Source organism: Pseudomonas tremae (genome assembly GCF_023278125.1).
GTDB lineage: Bacteria > Pseudomonadota > Gammaproteobacteria > Pseudomonadales > Pseudomonadaceae > Aquipseudomonas > Aquipseudomonas tremae.
On record NZ_CP066270.1, the window covers coordinates 4438405 to 4452737 of the forward strand.

Consider the following 14333-nt stretch of genomic DNA (forward strand, 5'->3'; position numbering starts at 1 on the left):
ATTTCCATGACATCCGTTTCACATCCCCTTCACGTCTGGATGGGTAAATTGACCCCACTCCTTTGATGAATCCCATTTGGCCCCCCCTGTTGTGGGCCATTTTTTTGCCTGCAGAAAAGTAAGGCCATCTAGCGGCTTGTGCGTGATTTATTCGCCCTGCACAGTCGCGGAGCGGGTGGCGCTCACCGTCGTGCTGCTGAGTACACCAACGCTCAACTCGGCCAGACGATCGCTGCCGGTGCCACTGGCAACACCGCTGTTCCAGCTTGCCGTCACTGTCGCCATCCAGCCCAGCACAATCAGTGCAACCGCCTGCAACGCCCACTTGGTAATGATAGACATGCGCTCTCTCCTTTTCGGGTCTGAATGGCGAGCATATGAACACCTCACCATGTCAGAAGAATTGCAGAGATTTGAATTTTTGCCAGCTGGCGACTCATCTTTATGATGACAGCTGCCCGGCGGGAGAGAATCAGGGGCGTATAAACAACAATGCCCCGCAGCAAGGCGGGGCATTTCTGGAAGACGGGGTTAATACTTTGTACTTTGCTGCTCAGGTCGCGCAGGGGTGTCGACAAGGCGCGGTCCCGCAATGACGAGTGCCAGCACGCCCAGGACAGGCACAGCGATGACAACGATGATCCACATCAGCTTGTTGCTGGATTCAGTCTTGCTTTTGCGAATGCGCATGACCGCCCAAATGTCTGAAATCACGACCAACGCAGTCAGCGCCGCAAACAGCCATAAATGATTTTCCGATATCCAACCCATTTGAAATCTCCTGCACCTTCAACGAAGGCAGCCAGACCGGCCGCCCTTACTGTAGAAGAGGCCTGAAAGTGCCTTAAAGTTCAGAGAATCTTTTGGATCGGACCTTTACGCAGGATTGGACGGACGCCGCCCCGCTAGAGTGAGAGCGACGTCCGTAGCGTTCTGCGCAACAGACTGTCAGGTAATAGGCGCAGGGTTGAACAGGGTGATGTCGTTGTGCAGCCGGTAGTGCTCGGTCCAGGTCTTCTTCTTGCCGCTGGCCACGTCCAGGTAGAAGTGAAACAGCTCCCAGCCCAAGTCCTCGATGCTTGCGCGCCCGGTGGCGATACGGCCAGCGTCGATATCGATCAGGTCAGGCCAGCGCTGAGCCAGTTCGGTGCGGGTCGAGACCTTCACCACGGGCGCCATCGCCAGGCCGTAAGGCGTGCCGCGCCCTGTCGTGAACACATGCAGGTTCATCCCGGCAGCCAGTTGCAGCGTGCCGCAAACGAAGTCGCTGGCGGGTGTGGCACAGAAGATCAAGCCTTTGCCACTGACCCGTTCGCCCGGCCCCAGCACGCCGTTGATGGCGCTGCTGCCGGATTTGACGATGGACCCGAGAGACTTCTCGACAATGTTCGACAATCCGCCCTTCTTGTTGCCCGGCGTGGTGTTGGCGCTGCGATCGGCTTCGCCCTTGGCCAGGTAACGGTCGTACCAATCCATTTCGCGAACCAGTGCTTGCGCGACTTCTTGATCCTGCGCGCGGGATGTCAGCAGATAGATAGCATCGCGCACCTCGGTCACTTCGGAAAACATCACCGTCGCCCCTGCGCGCAGCAGCAGGTCCGAGGCATAACCCAGAGCCGGGTTGGCAGTGATGCCGGAAAACGCATCGCTGCCGCCGCACTGCATGCCCAGGATCAGCTCCGAAGCCGGAACAGTCTCGCGCCGGCGCAGGTCCAGTTTCTTCAAGCGTGTCTCGGCCAGTTCCATGATCTGCTCGATCATCTCGTTGAAGCCGTGGCTGGAGTCCTGAAGCCGGTACAGCCAGGGTTCGCTCAGGTCCACCGAGCTGTCGCCTTCATGCATGACCTGCCCGGCCTGCAGCTTCTCGCAGCCCAGGCTGATCACCAGCGCCTCGCCACCCAGGTTCGGGTTGCGTGCCAGATTGCGCACGGTCCGGATCGGGATGTAAGCATCAGTGGCTGTGATAGCAACGCCGCAACCGTAGCTGTGGGTCAGGGCCACCACGTCATCGACATTCGGATACTTGGGCAACAGTTCGTCACGGATGCGCTTGACCGCATGATCCAGCACGCCGGTCACACATTGCACCGTGGTGGTGATCCCTAGAATGTTGCGGGTGCCCACCGTGCCGTCGGCATTTCGGTAGCCCTCGAAGGTGTAACCCTCCAGCGGCGCCTGTTTTTCCGGCACTGCATCAGACATTGGCAGGCTGTCGAGCGCGGGCGCGGATGGCATGCGTAACTGGTCTTCCCTGACCCAGCTGCCACGCGGTATCGGTTGCAGCGCGTAACCGATGGTATGGCCGTAACGAATGATCGCCTCGCCTGTTGCCAGGTCAACGGTGCTGACCTTGTGGCTCTGCGGCACGTTGTCGACCGTCACCAGCCCGTTATCGAACTCGGTGCCGGCTGGCACGCCCTGATCGTTGACCACGACCACGACGTTATCCAGCGGATGTAGCCGGATGTAACGCGGAGAATCGGCATGTTGAATCAGGTTCATCACGGTTTCCTCAGGATTTTGCTTCGGAAAGGTCGCTGACCGAGTCGTTCAGCGATGGCCCCTTGGCAGGCGGCTCTTTCAATTCCACACGCTTTATTTCGCCCACGATGAAAATGTAACTGATCACCGCAACCAGCGCGTTGGCGCCCACGAACACCAGTGCCCATTTGAACGAGCCGGTGCTGCTGATGATGTAACCAATCACGATCGGGGTGGTGATCGATGCAACGTTACCAAAGGTGTTGAACAGGCCACCGCTCAAACCGGCAATCTGCTTGGGAGAAACATCGGACATGACCGCCCAGCCCAGCGCACCGACACCTTTACCGAAGAAGGCCAGCGCCATGAAGCCCACGACCACCCATTCGACATCGACATAGTTGCAGGTCACGATCGAGGTGGACAGCAACAGGCCGCCGATGATCGGCGCTTTGCGGGCGAAGGTCAGCGAGTGGCCCTTGCGCAGCAGGTAGTCGGAAATGATCCCGCCCAATACCCCGCCAATGAAGCCGCAAATGGCCGGCAAGGAGGCAATCATGCCAGCCTTGAGAATGGTCATGCCGCGCTCCTGAACCAGGTACACCGGGAACCAAGTCAGGAAGAAGTAGGTGATGCCGTTGATGCAGTACTGGCTCAGGTAGATGCCGAGCATCATACGGTTGGTCAGCAACTGGCGAATGTAGTCCCATTTGGGGCCACTGCTGGCTGTTTTCTGTGTGCTCTTGCCTTTGTCCTGATCAAGATCGACCAGCGCACCGTTGTTCGATATGTGCTCGAACTCGGCCTCGTTGATCATCGGGTGGTTACGCGGGCCGTAGATGACCTTCATCCAGACCATCGAGAACACGATACCGAATGCGCCCATGACCACAAATACGTGCTGCCAGCCGTAGGTGTAAACGATCCAGCCCATCAGCGGTGCGAATAGCACAGTCGCGAAGTACTGCGCCGAGTTGAAGATCGCCGAGGCCGTGCCGCGTTCGGCGGTCGGGAACCAGGCTGCCACAATGCGTGCGTTGCCCGGAAAGGAAGGTGCTTCAGCCAGACCGACGAGAAAGCGCAACATGAACAGCGCGACGATTGCCGTGGAGACGCCGAACTCGCCCACGTAGCCTTGCAGCAGGGTGAACAGCGACCACGTGAAAATGCTCATGGCGTAGACTTTTTTCGACCCGAACCGGTCGAGCAGCCAGCCACCGGGGATCTGACCGGCCACGTAGGCCCAGCCAAATGCGGAGAAGATATAGCCCAGAGTGACAGCACTGATGCCGAGGTCTTTCTGGATGCTGGAACCAGCGATAGCGATGGTGGCGCGGTCGGCGTAGTTGATCGTGGTGACCAGAAACAGCATCAACAGGATCAAATAGCGGACGTGCGTCGGCTTGGACTTTTGCATCGTAGAGCTCCCACTGATTATTTTTTTACGCGGGTAAAGCTGTTTTGGGGTGTAGCGTTACAGGCCCCTTGGCAGTGTCACGGCGACGACATCTACCACCTGTAAGGGTCATGCGCGGCAACGAAAAAACCGCTGATCGCTCAGCGGCTCTGTCGTCACAGGTGTTATTGCTTGCCTTGCTTGTCCATCAGGGCAGCGAGCATGTCGCACTCGTCTGGCGTCAGGTCGGTCAATGGCGCACGAACCGGACCTGCGTCGTAACCGGCGATTTTGGCACCGGCCTTGACGATGCTGACTGCGTAGCCCGCTTTGCGATTGCGGATTTCCAGATAAGGCAGGAAGAAGTCGTCGATGTACTTGCCGACTGCTTCATGATCGTCTCGGGCAATGGCGTGGTAGAAGTCCATCGCCAGTTTCGGCACGAAGTTGAACACCGCCGACGAGTAGACCGGTACGCCCAGCGCCTTGTAGGCAGCGGCGTACACTTCGGCGGTAGGCAAACCGCCCAGATACGAGAAGCGATCACCCAGACGGCGACGGATCGAAACCATCAGTTCGATATCGCCCAGGCCATCCTTGTAACCGATCAGGTTCGGGCAACGTTCGGCCAGTTGCTCCAGCAGCGTCGGTGTCAGACGGCAGACGTTGCGGTTGTAGACAACCACACCGATCTTGACCGATTTGCAGACAGCCTCAACGTGCGCGGCAACACCGTCCTGGCTGGCTTCGGTCAGATAATGCGGCAGCAGCAGCAAACCTTTGGCGCCCAGACGCTCGGCTTCCTGAGCATATTCGATGGCCTGACGAGTTGCCCCGCCTACACCGGCCAGGATTGGCACACTGGTAGCGCAGGTGTCGACTGCAGTCTTGATGATTTCGGAGTATTCGCTGGCTGCCAGGGAAAAGAACTCGCCTGTACCGCCTGCAGCAAACAAGGCACTGGCACCGTACGGGGCCAGCCACTCGAGGCGCTTGATGTAGCCAGCGCGATGGAAATCACCTTGGGCGTTGAAATCGGTAACCGGGAAAGACAGCAGACCGGAAGAGAGGATGGACTTCAGTTCTTGTGGATTCATTATTCGAACACCCTGGGGGACATAATTGTTAGAAGATCACCGGGTCGTTGCCGATGTCGTAAGTCATCGTACAACTGATAATAAAATCACTCAACAGGGATTTCGGGTTTTTTCAGCGGGAGAGGATGGAGTCCGATTTTGACGCTGCGGTGCGAAACGGCACCAAAACAAGCCACCTCGGCTGTATCTGTATGCGAGTGACCGGGCGGCGATCCGCATTGCTCACGACGAGGCCATTACAACCTCTGGAGATAACTGACCTGTCAGACCGCCTTCGGACAAGTCCGCGGGTGGTCTTCGCCATACGTTGTGGGAGCGAGCTTGCTCGCGAATGGGCCAGTACATCCGATGCATTTTCTGTGTCTGAACCATCGCCTTCGCGGACAATTCCGCTCCTACATCCCCCCGCACAAGGAGCCTAATCTGATGCGAGGCCATTGCAGCCTCTCAAGATCGCCGACCTGCCAATTCGTCTTCGCGGCCCGCTACATCCGATCCTCAAGCCCGCTGCGACTCTGCTTCTTCATGCGCGTGGCGCAGGCGTTCGCGGCTGTTGGTCAGATGCAGGCGCATGGCAGCGCGAGCGGCATCGGAGTCCTGACGGGCGATGGCGTCGAAGATCTCTTCGTGCTCACGGCTTAGCCGGTCCATGTAGTGCTGCTGATCATCATGGGCCAGACGCGCCGAGTTCAGGCGCGTGCGCGGAATGATGCTGGTCCCCAGGTGAGTCATGATGTCAGTGAAATAGCGGTTGCCGGTCGACAGGGCAATCTGCAGGTGAAACTGGAAATCCGACGCTACTGCATCGGTGGCATGTGCGGCACTTTCATTGAGTGCGTCCAGTGCCGAACGCATGGCCGCCAGTTGCTCATCGCTTCTGCGCTGAGCTGCCAGCCCTGCCGACTCGACTTCGAGGCTGATGCGCAATTCGAGAATCGCCAGTACATCACGCAGGGTCACGATGGTCGCCGGATCAATCCGGAAGCCGCTGGGGCTGGGAGTGTCGAGAACGAAGGTGCCGATCCCGTGACGGGTTTCGACCAGCCCGGACGCCTGCAGGCGCGAAATGGCCTCGCGCACCACCGTGCGGCTGACGCCCTGCTCTTCCATGATCGCGGATTCAGTAGGCAGTTTATCGCCACGCTTGAGCTGTCCGCTGCGAATACGCTCGGACAGCTCGGTGACCAGCTCCTGCGCGAGGCTGCGGTGTTTTCTACGGGCGCGGGGCGGAGCGCTTTGATTTTCCATCCAACATCGATCTCTGGACTGCTAAACAAGGGCTAATGATAGCTCAGCGGTTATATGATCACACCCTCAAAAAATACCGCCTGTAGGACACAAGCCTTGTCAGACAGACCCCGTTGCCCGCTGTTCGACCAATTGACCGCCCTCGACACGCACATGCCGATCGTGAAAACGTTGCAGGCTGCTGCGATGGCCGACGCTGACCAGCGTCAGGCCGGGCAAGCCGTCGATGATCGCGCGATGCATGGCGGTTTCGTCATCCTCGTCCATGGCTGAAGTGGCCTCGTCTACCAACAACCAGCGCGGTGCAATCAGCAAGGCGCGCGCAAACGCTACCCGCTGCTGCTCGCCCGGCGACAGAAAACGCTGCCAGTGATTGCTTTCATCCAGTCGTGGAATCAGGTGTTCCAGACGGCATTGATTCAACACGTCGGCAAAGCGCTCTGCAGCATAGTGATCTGCAGGCTGTGGATAACTCATTGCCTCGCGCAGCGTCCCGATCGGTAGATAAGGCCGTTGCGGCAGAAACAGCGCTGGCCCTGCGGGAAGACGGATCTGCCCTGAACCGTTTGGCCATAGCCCGCCCAGCGCCCTCAGCAGCGAGCTTTTCCCGCTGCCGGAACGACCGCTCAACATGACCCGCTCGCCTGCACCAATACGCAGGTTGGCATCGGTGAGCAATTGACGACCACCGGCAATTTCCAGCCCCAGATTACGCAGTTCCAACGCGTCTTCGGAGCGTGTCCTTTCGATGGCAGGTTGCTGCGCCTCGTGATCGCTCATGGCCTGTCGGAAGCTCAGCAGACGGTCAGACGTGGCACGCCAGGAAGCCAGCGTCCCATACGCACTGATAAACCAGCTGAAGTTCTCCTGCACGTTACCGAACGCCGAGTTGATCTGCATCAGATCACCCAGTTCGATCTTGCCCGCGAAATACCGTGGAGCTGCCACGATGAAGGGGAAGATCAAGGCGATCTGCGAATAGCCCGAGGTGAAGAAGGTCAGTCGCTTCTGCACTTTCATCGACGTTCGAAAGTTATTCCAGATCATCTGGAAGCGTCCGCTGAGGCGCTGGTTTTCATTACGCTCGCCCTCGGACAAGGCGATGCTCTCGGCGTTTTCGCGCACCCTGACCAGCGCGAAACGCAGGTCTGCCTCAAAGCGCTCCTGCCGGTTGTTCAACGGGATCAGCCGTTTACCGATCCAGTGCGTCAACAGGCTGCCCACCAGCGCATAGAGCATGGCCGCCCAGAACATGTAACCTGGAATGGTGATGCCGAACAGCTCGATGCTGCCTGAAACGCCCCAGAGAATCACCGAAAACGAAACAAGGCTGACAACCGAACTCATCAGACCGAGCCCCAGACTGAGGGTGCTGGTGGTGAATTCGTTCAGGTCTTCTGAAAGCCGTTGGTCAGGGTTATCGGTGTAACCGCCCTGCTCCAGGTGATAGTAATTTTTATCCGCCAGCCAGCGGGCGAAGTGCTGCTCTGTCAGCCAGCGGCGCCAGCGGATGGTCAGCAGCTGGGTCAGGTACAGGCGATAGACTGCAGCCAGAATGGCGATGGCTGCGATGCCGCTGAAGTACAGGATGAGGTGGGTGAACGCCGCCAGATCCTTGTTCTGCAGGGCGTTGTAAAAATCCCGGTACCAGCTGTTGAAGAAGACCGACACCTGCACGCTGAACAGCGACAGGGCGATCACTGAAATCAGCAACAGCCAGGCTGTGGCCTTTTCTTCGCTGCGCCAGTACGGCGTTATCAGCTTCCAGACGCGGCGTAGAAACGCCCCTTTGACAGTATCGTTGACGGCAGAATATTCAGCATTGCGATTCATGTAGTTCAGGCTCGCTCTCTTTGAAAGTACGGCCTGAGCACAATGAAGCAAAAGAACGCTTACACGATCACTATGAAAAAACCTTCATCAACGCCGCACCGGGCGCTTCTGCAACTTGCGCTGCAAGGTCCGGCGATGCATGCCCAATGCACGGGCAGTTGCTGAAATATTGCCCTCGTGTTCAGTCAGCACACGCTGGATATGCTCCCACTGCAGACGATCCACCGACATAGGGTTCTCGGGGACCAGCGTGTCGAGATTGGCGTGTTCGGACAGCAGCGCCGCCAATACGTCGTCCGCATCAGCCGGCTTGCACAGGTAGTTGCATGCACCACGCTTGATGGCTTCGACTGCGGTGGCAATGCTCGAATAACCGGTGAGGATCACCACGCGCATGTCCGGGTCCAGTTCCAGCAGCTTGGGCAGCAGAACCAGACCGGAATCGCCGTCCATTTTAAGATCCAGCGCGGCATATTCGGGAATGTCCTGCTGCGCCAGCGCCAGGCCCTCTTCTGCCGAGCCTGCCGTGCTCACACGAAAGCCACGGCGGCTCATGGCCCTGGCCATCACACGGGTGAACGTCGCGTCGTCATCGACCAGCAACAGGTGCGGCAGCTCTTCGCCTTCGACCTGAATGTCATCCTCACTCATGCTTCTTCTCCTCGCGTGTTTCGGGGCAGGCGCAACTCGGTGAGCGTACCGCCTTCTTCATGACTGTAGAGCTTTACCGAGCCACCCGCACGGGTGACGCTGGCCTTGCTCAGGAACAGACCCAGGCCGAAACCTTTGCCCTTGGTAGTAAAGAACGGTTTGCCGATCTGCTCGGCAATGGCCAGAGGCACACCGGCGCCGTGGTCACGAATACTGATGCAGATTTCCGCGTTGTCCCAATCCAGGTTCACTTCCAGCCCGTCGGGACAGGCATCGGCAGCGTTATTAAGCAGATTGAGCAACGCCTGAGTCAGGTCGGGCGGCGGCGCCAGTGTAGGCACTTCGCCCTTGCCCAACTGATAGAAGCGGTAACTCACTTCAGGGCGCATCAAGTGCCAGCGATTGAGCGATTCGTCCAGCCAGCGCGTGGCAGTCTGATGCTCGACGGCCATGCGCCGGTTGGCCTCGGCAGCCCGCACCAGTTGCTGGAGGGTCTGCTTGCACTGCTTGACCTGCTCCTGCAACACCGACAGGTCTTCTTGCAGCGCCGGGTCGCTGTGGTCCTGACGCATTTCCTTGAGCAGCACGCTCATGGTCGCCAGCGGTGTACCCAGCTCATGGGCGGCGCCTGCTGCCTGGGTGGCGACGGCGAGCAACTGCTGGTCGCGCAGGCCCTCCTCACGACGCTCGGCACGCAGTTGCTCCTGACTACGTAATTCTTCCGCCATCTTTGCCGCGAAGAACGTGATGACTGCCGCTGCCAGCGCAAAGCTCAGCCACATGCCGTAGACCTGCATGCTCTCACGGGCAATCGAGTCCGTTTCCAGCGGGTAGGAACGCACCATCAACAGGGTGTACATGGTCAGCGCGAAACCGGACAGAATCAGCGAGTAACGCCACGGCAAGGTTGCGGCGGCGATGGTCAGCGGCACCAGATAGTAGGAAACGAACGGGTTGGCCGAGCCGCCCGAGTAGTACAGCAAGGCGCTGTGGATAAGCAGGTCCAGCGCCAGTTGCAGCGCATACTCGAACTCGGTCAGCGGCAGGGACGTGCGCAAGCGCATCACAGTCAGCCCGCACAGCACCAGCGAGCAACCCAGTGTTATAGACAGTTGCAGCCACGGCAGCGGCAGAAAGTCGAACAGCCACGCCATTCCCACCGAGCCCGCTTGCGCGGCCAGCACCAGAATACGGATGAATGTCAGGCGCCACAGGTTTTGCCGTGTGGCTGAAAGCATTTGAACGGGGGCGAGCATGAGCTCTCCTGATGAGTGCTCCAGGTGGATCGTTGCGAGTATAACCAAGCGGGAGCCAAAACTGGAAAAGTGCGTCAACGCACCGCACACCGAAGCAGCCTGTCATCGCAGGAACCGGGCCAAACCGCTACAGTCAGAGAACTTTTCGCCATTCGACAATTGTCGGCGGCCGTTTGATAACAAGGAGCTTTCATGTTCAATCTCCGTCCTGCTGCCGCGCTCGTCGCGCTGGCCGCTGCCCTGTCCAGCCTGCCAGCGCTGGCTGAAGAAGCCCGCTATAACCAGATATCCTTGCGCGCCGAGGTCAATCAGGAGGTTCAGCGCGACCTGATGCTCGTCACGCTGTACACAGAAGCCCAGGACAGTGACCCGGCCAAACTGGCGGCACAGATCACTGAGACACTGAACAAGGCGCTGGGTCAGGCACGGCAGGTCAAGGATGTGAAGATTCGCCAGGGCAGCCGCAACAGCTACCCGGTCTACGACGACAAAGGCCAGAAGATCACCGGCTGGCGTGAACGCGCCGAACTGCGCCTCGAAAGCGCAGACTTCGCGGTGCTGTCGAAGCTGACCGGCGAGCTGCTGACGGACCTGAAAATGGGCGGCATGGACTTCTCGATATCGCCTGCGACCCGCAAGACCAGCGAAGACGCGTTGCTCAAGGACGCCGTGAACGCATTCAAGGCCCGCGCGCAACTGGTCACCGAGGCGCTGGGCGGCACAGGCTACAAGCTGGTCAACCTGAACCTCAATACGTCAGGCTACCCGCAACCCTACCTGCGTGCGCCCGTCATGATGATGGCCAAATCGTTACGTGAAGATTCTGCACCGACCCCGGATGTCGAAGCCGGCACCAGCCAGGTCAGCGTTGCAGCTGATGGCATCATCGAAGTCGCTATTCCCTGAATCATGGGGCGGTAGTTTCGGCTACCGCCTTTTCCCACACTCGCCCTTCTCTTGCCCCCCTCCTCCTCGGCAATCGCCTACGCCTGCTGATACGTCGCCTGATTGTCGGCAAACCCGGTGCGCGCGAAAATTGCCACCTCCCGTTCAAACACGGTCACGCCGGCCGAATGACCCGGCTCGCCGTCTTATCATCAAGGAATCAAGGATGAGTCCCCAGCACCCGGCTGTTGCCATCGATCAGATCATGGATAGCAACGGCGAAGAGCTTCCAGTGCCACTGCGATTTGAAGCAGGCAAAGGCGACGAAGACAAACACACGCATGCTGCGATCGAGACTGTTCTCGAATCTGCCGGTTTCACGCCGGAACAAATCCGCGCGATCTATTTCGGCAACTGGCTGCGCGACTATTCGCAACTGCTCGACCCGAAGATCGTCAGGGCGACGAGCATGCCGAAAAGCTTCCCTGACCTGCTTTCCCGCGATGCACTGACCCGCATCGTGGATGTTCTGGCAGTGAAGGAGTTCACCGACCTGATGCACGTGGACCGTTCACGCTTTGTAGTAACTGCGCAATGGCTCGGCGTCTATCGCCCTGGCGAGCACATCGACAACCCCAAGGCTACGAACCCCAACCCGGCCAACCCAAAAGAGCGCGACGGCGACTTTGACGAATGGGTACTACCTGACGATCAGGCCTTGCAGGTCGACCATGACACCTCGATGAAGCGCTACCTTCAGCGCTCGGCAGACATCATGACCGCAGGCCTGAAGTCGGCCGTAGAGGCCGGTGCCCACTCCACGGACGGGCTGCGGGACATGGGTGCTGCACTGCATGTTCTCGAAGACTTCTTTGCCCATTCCAATTTCGCTGAACTGAGCCTGATCAAGCAGGGCTATACCGACGTGTTGCCGTGGACGTCGAATGCAGACTGCAGGCACTCACTGCCCCTCGTCACAGGTACGTTCGGCGGCAGCGACATCATCGCCAGCCTTGCAGAACCCCTTGGCAAGATTCTGTTCTCGCCAGACGACAAACCGTTCGAAGCGTTCAAGGCCGGAGAACGCTACGAGCGCGACCAGATCATCCAGATCATCCTTGGCGAGCACCCTGACCAGCGCCTGCTTGCAGGCTACGAGGCTTTCCTCGAAGCGCGTGACCAATGGGCCAGCCAGCCGTTCTCCGAACAGGTCGAACAGTTCTATGCCTTCATCGTTACACCAGGACGATTGCTGGGAAATGCTTTCGGGATCGTCCTGCAAAGCCTGACCGTCTGGCTGGGCAACAGCGTTGACGACGTGCAGACCATGCTCGACGAGGACCCGAACACCAGCGGCTCGACCGACCCGTCGCATTCGCAACTGGCCAAGGATCATGCGCAACATCCGCTGCATGTCCTCGCCGCAGAGCTTGCCAGAACAGCGGTGCTTGAAACGGGCCGGGCCGTTCTGAACCATTGGCACGCAAAGGAAGGTGTCGAACATCCGGCCCACGTTGCAGCAAGTTTTTTCACCCACCCGATGGACTGTGACTGGCAGGACCGCATCGTCAGTGAATGGGCCGAGGCAAACCCCGAACAGCTCAGGCGTGCTGCACTCAAGAGCGAGCTGGACCAGACCCGTGTTCAATTGCAGAGCAACGCGAAGAAAGACCTGCAGCGTTTCAGCCAGGACGGCAGCCATTTTCTGAACGTATTCTTCGAAAGTGCCTCGCTGTCGGACTTGTGGGCGAGGATTACCGGCAAGTAAGCGTATTGTCCCACCCGGACCAAGTACGGCACTATCCGTGTCTATCTTATTGCCGACTTAAAGCACGGTGACTGCCGTACCACGCGAGGGATCCATGGGACACACACTTTTCAAACCGCTGCTCCTGAGCACCACACTGCTGGCCTGCGCCCCGCTAGCCCACGCAGCCAGCACCCTGGTGTACTGCTCTGAAGCCAGCCCGGCAGGCTTTGACCCCAGCCAGTACACCAGCGGCACCGACTTCGATGCGTCGGCCGAAACCGTCTTCAATCGCCTGACCCAGTTCAAGCGTGGCGGGACCGAAGTAGAGCCCGGGCTGGCGTCCAGCTGGGACGTATCACCCGACGGGCTGACCTACACGTTTCATCTGCGCGAAGGCGTGAAATTCCACACCACGGACTATTTCAAGCCAACCCGCGCGTTCAACGCCGACGACGTTTTGTTCACGTTCAACCGCCTGCTCGACGCCAATCATCCTTTTCGCAAAGCCTACCCGTCGGAGTCGCCCTACTTCACTGACATGGGCCTGAACACGACAATCAAGAGCGTCGAAAAAATCGACCCGCAAACCGTCCGTTTCACCCTGACCACTATCGATGCAGCGTTCGTGCAGAATCTGGCCATGAGCTTTGCCTCTATTCAGTCCGCCGAATACGCTGATCAGTTGCTCAAGGAAGGCAAGGCCGAAGAACTCAACCAGAAACCCATCGGCACCGGGCCGTTCGTATTCAAGCGCTACCAGAAAGACTCGCAGATCCGTTACGTCGGCAACACCGAGTACTGGAAGCCCGAGGACGTGAAGATCGACAACCTGATCTTCTCGATCAGCAGCGATGCCGCGGTGCGCATGCAGAAGCTCAAGGCCGGCGAGTGCCAGGTCAGCGGCTATCCGCGTCCGCAGGACATTGAAGAAATGAAAAAGGACCCTGACCTCAAGGTCCTCAGCCAGCCTGGCTTCAACCTGGGTTTCCTGGCCTACAACGTTACCCACAAGCCACTTGACCAGCTCAAGGTCCGTCAGGCGCTGGACATGGCCATCGACAAGCCGGCCATTATCAAGGCGGTCTACCAGAGCGCAGGTCAACTGGCCGAGAATGCCCTGCCGCCAGACCAGTGGAGCTTCGACCCGACGATCAAGGATGCGCCACACGACCTGACCAAGGCCAGACAACTGCTCAAGGAAGCTGGCGTCGCGCCGGGGACCAAAATCGACCTGTGGGCCATGACGGTCCAGCGCGCTTCCAACCCCAATGCGCGCATGTCGGCGCAGATGATTCAGTCGGACTGGGAAAAGATAGGCATCAAGGCCAACATCGTCAGCTATGAATGGGGCGAATACATCAAGCGCGCCAAGGCAGGCGAGCACGACGCGATGATCTACGGCTGGACCGGCGACAATGGCGACCCTGACAACTGGCTGGGTGTGCTTTATAGCTGCGCAGCTGTCAAAGGCAGCAACTACGCCAAATGGTGCGACCCGGCTTACGACAAACTGGTGCAACAGGCCAAGATCACGACCAACCGGGACGAACGCATCAAGCTCTACCAGCAGGCTCAGCACATCCTCAAGCAACAAGTGCCGATCACGCCCATCGCCAACTCCAAAGTGTTTCAGCCAATGCGCAAGGAAGTGCAGGACTTCAAGATCAGTCCGTTCGGCCTCACCCCCTTCTATGGTGTCGGCCTGACTACAGCGAAGTAACAATATGGCCCTAACC

Annotated in this window: 12 protein-coding genes; 3 read left to right on the top strand and 9 right to left on the bottom strand. The window is 58.8% G+C overall.

The window, feature by feature from the left end:
* Window positions 1-147 precede the first annotated feature (147 nt).
* The 9 genes from I9H09_RS20130 to I9H09_RS20170 form a co-directional block, all read right to left on the bottom strand.
* Complete coding sequence (locus I9H09_RS20130; protein WP_005888907.1) at window positions 148-342, bottom strand: hypothetical protein; 195 nt, start codon at window positions 340-342, stop codon at window positions 148-150.
* A 189-nt stretch (window positions 343-531) separates the two neighbouring features.
* A complete protein-coding gene (locus tag I9H09_RS20135) occupies window positions 532-771 on the bottom strand; it encodes a PLD nuclease N-terminal domain-containing protein (protein ID WP_005888906.1) in 240 nt (79 codons plus the stop codon).
* A gap of 177 nt (window positions 772-948) precedes the next feature.
* Window positions 949-2502, bottom strand: coding sequence for a galactarate dehydratase (gene garD / locus I9H09_RS20140; RefSeq protein ID WP_024670917.1), 1554 nt, complete (start codon window positions 2500-2502; stop codon window positions 949-951).
* Window positions 2503-2512: 10 nt separating this feature from the next.
* Entirely contained in the window at window positions 2513-3898 is a 1386-nt protein-coding gene (locus tag I9H09_RS20145) for an MFS transporter (RefSeq protein ID WP_005888903.1), read from the bottom strand.
* A gap of 164 nt (window positions 3899-4062) precedes the next feature.
* On the bottom strand, window positions 4063-4974 hold the full coding sequence (kdgD, locus tag I9H09_RS20150; protein WP_005620479.1) for a 5-dehydro-4-deoxyglucarate dehydratase: 912 nt from the start codon (window positions 4972-4974) through the stop codon (window positions 4063-4065).
* Between the two features lie 498 nt (window positions 4975-5472).
* Window positions 5473-6222, bottom strand: coding sequence for a FadR/GntR family transcriptional regulator (locus tag I9H09_RS20155; protein ID WP_002555183.1), 750 nt, complete (start codon window positions 6220-6222; stop codon window positions 5473-5475).
* A 99-nt stretch (window positions 6223-6321) separates the two neighbouring features.
* On the bottom strand, window positions 6322-8055 hold the full coding sequence (locus I9H09_RS20160; protein ID WP_122347749.1) for an ABC transporter ATP-binding protein/permease: 1734 nt from the start codon (window positions 8053-8055) through the stop codon (window positions 6322-6324).
* A gap of 87 nt (window positions 8056-8142) precedes the next feature.
* The gene (locus tag I9H09_RS20165) at window positions 8143-8706 is read right to left on the bottom strand and encodes a response regulator transcription factor (RefSeq protein WP_005888899.1); all 564 of its coding nucleotides are present in this window, start codon (window positions 8704-8706) and stop codon (window positions 8143-8145) included.
* Window positions 8703-9962 (bottom strand): ATP-binding protein, encoded by a 1260-nt coding sequence (locus I9H09_RS20170; protein WP_054990282.1) that lies wholly within the window; start codon window positions 9960-9962, stop codon window positions 8703-8705. The genes I9H09_RS20165 and I9H09_RS20170 overlap by 4 nt, the downstream gene beginning before the upstream one ends.
* A 192-nt stretch (window positions 9963-10154) precedes the next feature.
* Here I9H09_RS20170 and I9H09_RS20175 point away from each other — a divergent pair, with 192 nt between their 5' ends.
* The 3 genes from I9H09_RS20175 (at window position 10155) to I9H09_RS20185 (ending at window position 14317) form a co-directional block, all read left to right on the top strand.
* The gene (locus tag I9H09_RS20175) at window positions 10155-10868 is read left to right on the top strand and encodes an SIMPL domain-containing protein (protein ID WP_005887034.1); all 714 of its coding nucleotides are present in this window, start codon (window positions 10155-10157) and stop codon (window positions 10866-10868) included.
* 205 nt (window positions 10869-11073) lie between these two features.
* Window positions 11074-12615 carry an HET-C-related protein gene (locus tag I9H09_RS20180; RefSeq protein ID WP_122347747.1) on the top strand — a complete coding sequence of 514 codons (1542 nt, stop codon included), beginning with the start codon at window positions 11074-11076 and terminating at the stop codon, window positions 12613-12615.
* A gap of 94 nt (window positions 12616-12709) precedes the next feature.
* On the top strand, window positions 12710-14317 hold the full coding sequence (locus tag I9H09_RS20185) for an ABC transporter substrate-binding protein (RefSeq protein ID WP_122347746.1): 1608 nt from the start codon (window positions 12710-12712) through the stop codon (window positions 14315-14317).
* The last annotated feature ends 16 nt before the right edge of the window (window positions 14318-14333 follow it).